The following is a 4,096-nucleotide window of genomic DNA, read 5'->3' on the forward strand; positions in this document are numbered from 1 at the left end:
TCCCTCCACCTCGATCGTCTCCGCAAGCGACCGAACGATTTCGATCCCGCGGTGCGCGACCGGCTGATCGCAGGCGCGATGGTGCCGGCCTCGCTGGTCGACCGCGCCCAAAAATTCCGCCGCTGGTATCGCGCCCAGCTCGCCGAGATCTTCAAGTCGGTCGACGTGTTGCTGGCCCCGGCGACGCCCTGCACCGCACCGAAACTCGGCCAGGTCAATTTCAATCTCGACGGCGTCGAGCTGCCGGTGCGCGCCAATATCGGCATCCACACCCAGCCGATCTCGTTCATCGGCTTGCCTGTCGTCGCGGTTCCGGTGCCGCTCGAGCCGCTGCCGATCGGCGTGCAGATCATCGCGGCGCCCTGGCGCGAGGACATCGCGTTGCGCGTCGCGCACGCATTGGAGAAGATGGGCGTCGTCGCGGCGCCTGCCCCACGAGGAATTTGAGATGGAGATCGATCTCCCCGAGGTGATCGCGGAAGTCAAAGCCGCGTTCGACCGCTATGAGCAGGCCCTGGTCAACAACGACGTCGCGATGCTCGGCGAGCTCTTCCGCAACGATCCCCGCACGTTGCGCTACGGCATCGGCGAGAATCTCTATGGCTATGAGGCCATCTCCGGCTTTCGCGCCGCCCGCTCGCCGGTCGGCCTCAACCGCCGCACCGCGAAGACGGTGATCACGAGCTACGGCCGCGACACGGCCGTGGCGTCCACCTTGTTCTATCGCGACACGGCGCCCGGCAAGGTCGGCCGGCAGATGCAGACGTGGATACGTTTTCCGGAGGGCTGGCGCGTCGTCGCCGCCCATGTCAGCATCATCGACGAGCCGAAAGAGACCTGACCGAATGACGCTTGACGATCTTCCGCCCGGGACATTGCCGGCCGAGCCGGTGGTGCCCCGCGTCGACCGGGCACTTCCGTCGCTGCAGAAGGTCACTCGTGCCGAGGAACTGCGTCTTCAACTCGCCGACGAGATCGTGCGCGGGATGCTGGCGCCGGGCGCGCCGCTGGACGAGACCGACATCGCGCGGCGATTCAACGTCTCGCGGACCCCGGTGCGCGAGGCGCTGCGTCAGCTGGTTGCGAGTGGCCTCGTCGAGGCGCGGCCCCATCGCGGCGCCGTGGTGGCGCAGCCGTCGATCGAGCGGCTCAAGGGCATGTTCGAGGCGATGGCGGAGCTCGAGGCGTTGTGCGCGGGCCTTGCCGCCGAGCGCATGTCGGCGGCCGAGCGTCACGGCCTGGAGGCCGTCCACGAGGAGCTGCGGGTGCTGAGCTACACCGGCAACCCCGAGCGTTTTCACGAGGTCAACGAGCGCTTCCACAACGCGATCTATGCCGGTTCGCAGAACGGCTACATCGCCGAGATCACGCTGGCGACCCGCGTGCGCGTGCAGCCGTTCCGCCGCGCCCAGTTCCGCAATCTCGGCCGCCTCGCCAAGTCGCAAGCCGAGCACGACCGCGTCGTCGTCGCCATCATGCGCGGCGACAAGCAGGGTGCCGCAGCGGCCATGCGCGCCCATATCGAGCTGGTGCGCGGGGAGTACGAGATCTACGCGGTGTCGGTATAGGACGGTCTCGTGTCCCGCACGCGGTGCAGCGCTTCTTCAGCGCTGCTCCGCAAAGCCGGGACCCATCTTCCATTTCCCGTGCTGCTTCATGGGTCCCGGCTCTGCGAAGCGGCACTACGTGCCGCATCGCGTCCGGGACACGGGACCTCTCACCGCCGCGCACCTTCCGCCATGAACTTCCGCCATCCTCCAAACCCGGTGATATCGCGGGCCTCGCCCAGCACCTCCGGTTCGACGAGGAATCCTTTCACGCTGCGCCCGTCGGCAAGCGTGATCGTGCCGATCGCCATCGGCGATGGAATCGCGTTGACGAACTTGCCGAAGGCCGACGGCGACAGCGACCAGATCTCCAGTTCGATCGCAGCGCCTTTGCCGGCCTCGACGCGCAGCATGCCCGGTTTCGGCGGTGTCGTCTTGAGCGCATAGAGCTTGTAGTCCGGCGCGGTCTTCGTCGCCTCGACCAGCTTTGCGTTCAGCGTCGTCAGTTCGCTGTTGAGCACCATGCCCGACAGATGCGCGCCGACGACTGCGATCGGGATCTCGTCGTCGCTGCTCGTAGGAAGCGGCGCGAGCGGGGGATGGGCCACGCCTTTCGCACCGACCGTGAGCTTCGTATCCGCATGGAACACCCGTCCGATGCTGGCCAGCAGCGCATCACGTCCTGCCGGCGCGAGCAGCGTGATGCCGAACGGAATGCCGTCGCTGCGCATCGCGGCGGGCACGGCGAGGCCGCAGAGGTCGAGCAGGTTGACGAAATTGGTGTAGGTACCGAGCCGGCTGTTGAGCTCGATCGGATTCGCCAGCACCTGCGCGGTCGTGTAGGCCGTCGGCGCGGTCGGCAGCACCAGCGCGTCGACGCCTGCGAACGTTCGCTCGGCGATCTTGCGCAGGCCCTGCAAACGATACAGCGCCGAGAAGGTTTCAGCCGCGCTCAGTCGTGCCCCGGCGGCGGTGATCTCGCGCGTCACGGCATGGATTGCGTCGGGTGCGGACGCCAGCAGATCCTTGATCACGAGGTAGCGCTCGGCGACCCACGGACCCTCATAGAGCAGCCGCGCCGTCTCGTAGAACGGCTCGAGGTCGAACTCGACCAGCGTGGCACCAAGCGCGGCCCACCGTTTCAGCGCCTCGCCGTAAGCGGCTTCCGATTCCTTGTCGCCGAAGAAGATCAACTGCCCGCTGCGCGGCACACCCAGGCGCAGGTTTGCCGGCATCGGCGTGAGCGCACCCAGCGGCCGGTCGCGCGAGAACGGATCGGCCTGGTCGGGGCCGGCCATCACCGACAGCGCGAGCGCGGCATCGTCCACCGTCAGCGCGAACACCGAGATGCAGTCCAGCGTGCGGCAGGCCGGCACCAGGCCCGCGGTCGAGATCATGCCGAGGCTCGGCTTCAGCCCGACGATGTTGTTGAGCATCGCCGGCACGCGGCCCGAGCCGGCCGTGTCGGTCCCCAGCGACAGCGGCACGAGCCCGGCGCCGACCGCGGTGGCCGAGCCGGAACTGGAGCCGCCGGGAATGAGATCGTCGCGGATCGAATTCCTGGGGATGCCGTAGGGCGAACGGACGCCGACGAGGCCGGTCGCGAACTGGTCGAGATTGGTCTTGCCGATGATGATGGCGCCCGCCGCACGCAAGCGCTGTACGGCGGTCGAGTCGTATGTGGGCGTATAGGAGAACGCAGGACAGGCTGCGGTGGTCGGAAAGCCGAGCGCATCGATATTGTCCTTCACCGCGACCGGCACGCCGTAGAGCGGCAGGCTGGCGGGATCTCGCGTAGCAAGCCTTGCGGCCTCCGCGATCGCATCCGTCTCCTCGCGCAGGCTGATGAACACGGCGGGATCATTGTGGTCGCGGATGCGCTGGTAGGTGCGCGCGATCGTCTGCGCCGGCGTCAGCGCGCCCGCGCGATGCGCGGCCACGATCGCGGCGACTGTTTCAGGCTGTTCAGCGCCCATGGCGATAAAAACTCCGGCAATTCGTCTTTGCTCATTGAAGCAAGCGATGTGCCATTGTGTACATTATCCGGGCACGGTCACCGCTCCGGATATTGTCGTTTGATCAAAGGCTTCCGCGATTTTCCGGTCGCCCCTGGGGCGGCCCTATCGCGTCCCCTTGGCGTGCATTTGCCCAAAATATGAGCAGGGGAGATCAGGTGAAGCCCGAGAGGATCCGAAGCAGCTGCGCCCGGTTCTCCTTCCCGATCTTCGCCTCGACGTGCCGCTCGTGTTCGGCCGCGAGCCGCTTGAATGTTGCCAGCGCCGTCTCGCCCTGCGCGGTGAGGTGCAGGGCATGGGAGCGCCGGTCCGCCTTCGACTTGATCCGCTTCAGATATTTGCGCTGTTCGAGGCTGTCGAGCAGATGAACCAGCCGGGCGCGCTCGATGCCGAGGCGCTTGGCCACTGCCATCTGCGATAGGCCCGGATTGGCGCCGATCACCGTCAGCACCGAATATTGCGTCGGCCGGATGTCGACCTCGCCGAGCGTCTTGATGAAGTCCCGCTTGCGGTCGGTGATGGTGATCCGCCCGG

At 66.9% G+C, this 4,096-nt stretch carries 5 protein-coding genes; 3 read left to right on the forward strand and 2 right to left on the reverse strand.

Features of this window, described 5'->3' with window-relative positions:
• From JHD07_RS31190 to JHD07_RS31200, 3 genes are all read left to right on the forward strand, one after another.
• On the forward strand, window positions 1–447 hold a 447-nt coding region (locus tag JHD07_RS31190; protein WP_291629121.1), incomplete at its 5' end, for an amidase family protein.
• Window position 448: 1 nt separating this feature from the next.
• A complete protein-coding gene (hpxZ, locus tag JHD07_RS31195) occupies window positions 449–841 on the forward strand; it encodes an oxalurate catabolism protein HpxZ (RefSeq protein ID WP_291629123.1) in 393 nt (130 codons plus the stop codon).
• Window positions 842–845: 4 nt separating this feature from the next.
• The gene (locus tag JHD07_RS31200) at window positions 846–1,568 is read left to right on the forward strand and encodes a GntR family transcriptional regulator (protein WP_291629125.1); all 723 of its coding nucleotides are present in this window, start codon (window positions 846–848) and stop codon (window positions 1,566–1,568) included.
• Window positions 1,569–1,717: 149 nt separating this feature from the next.
• On the opposite strand, the gene atzF is transcribed toward JHD07_RS31200, so the two are convergent.
• The gene (gene atzF, locus JHD07_RS31205; RefSeq protein WP_291629127.1) at window positions 1,718–3,523 is read right to left on the reverse strand and encodes an allophanate hydrolase; all 1,806 of its coding nucleotides are present in this window, start codon (window positions 3,521–3,523) and stop codon (window positions 1,718–1,720) included.
• 193 nt (window positions 3,524–3,716) lie between these two features.
• The coding region (locus JHD07_RS31210; protein WP_291629129.1) for a MarR family winged helix-turn-helix transcriptional regulator at window positions 3,717–4,096 on the reverse strand (380 nt) is incomplete at its 5' end.

Origin of the sequence: Bradyrhizobium sp. (assembly GCF_016462955.1) — a bacterium.
Lineage (GTDB): Bacteria > Pseudomonadota > Alphaproteobacteria > Rhizobiales > Xanthobacteraceae > Bradyrhizobium.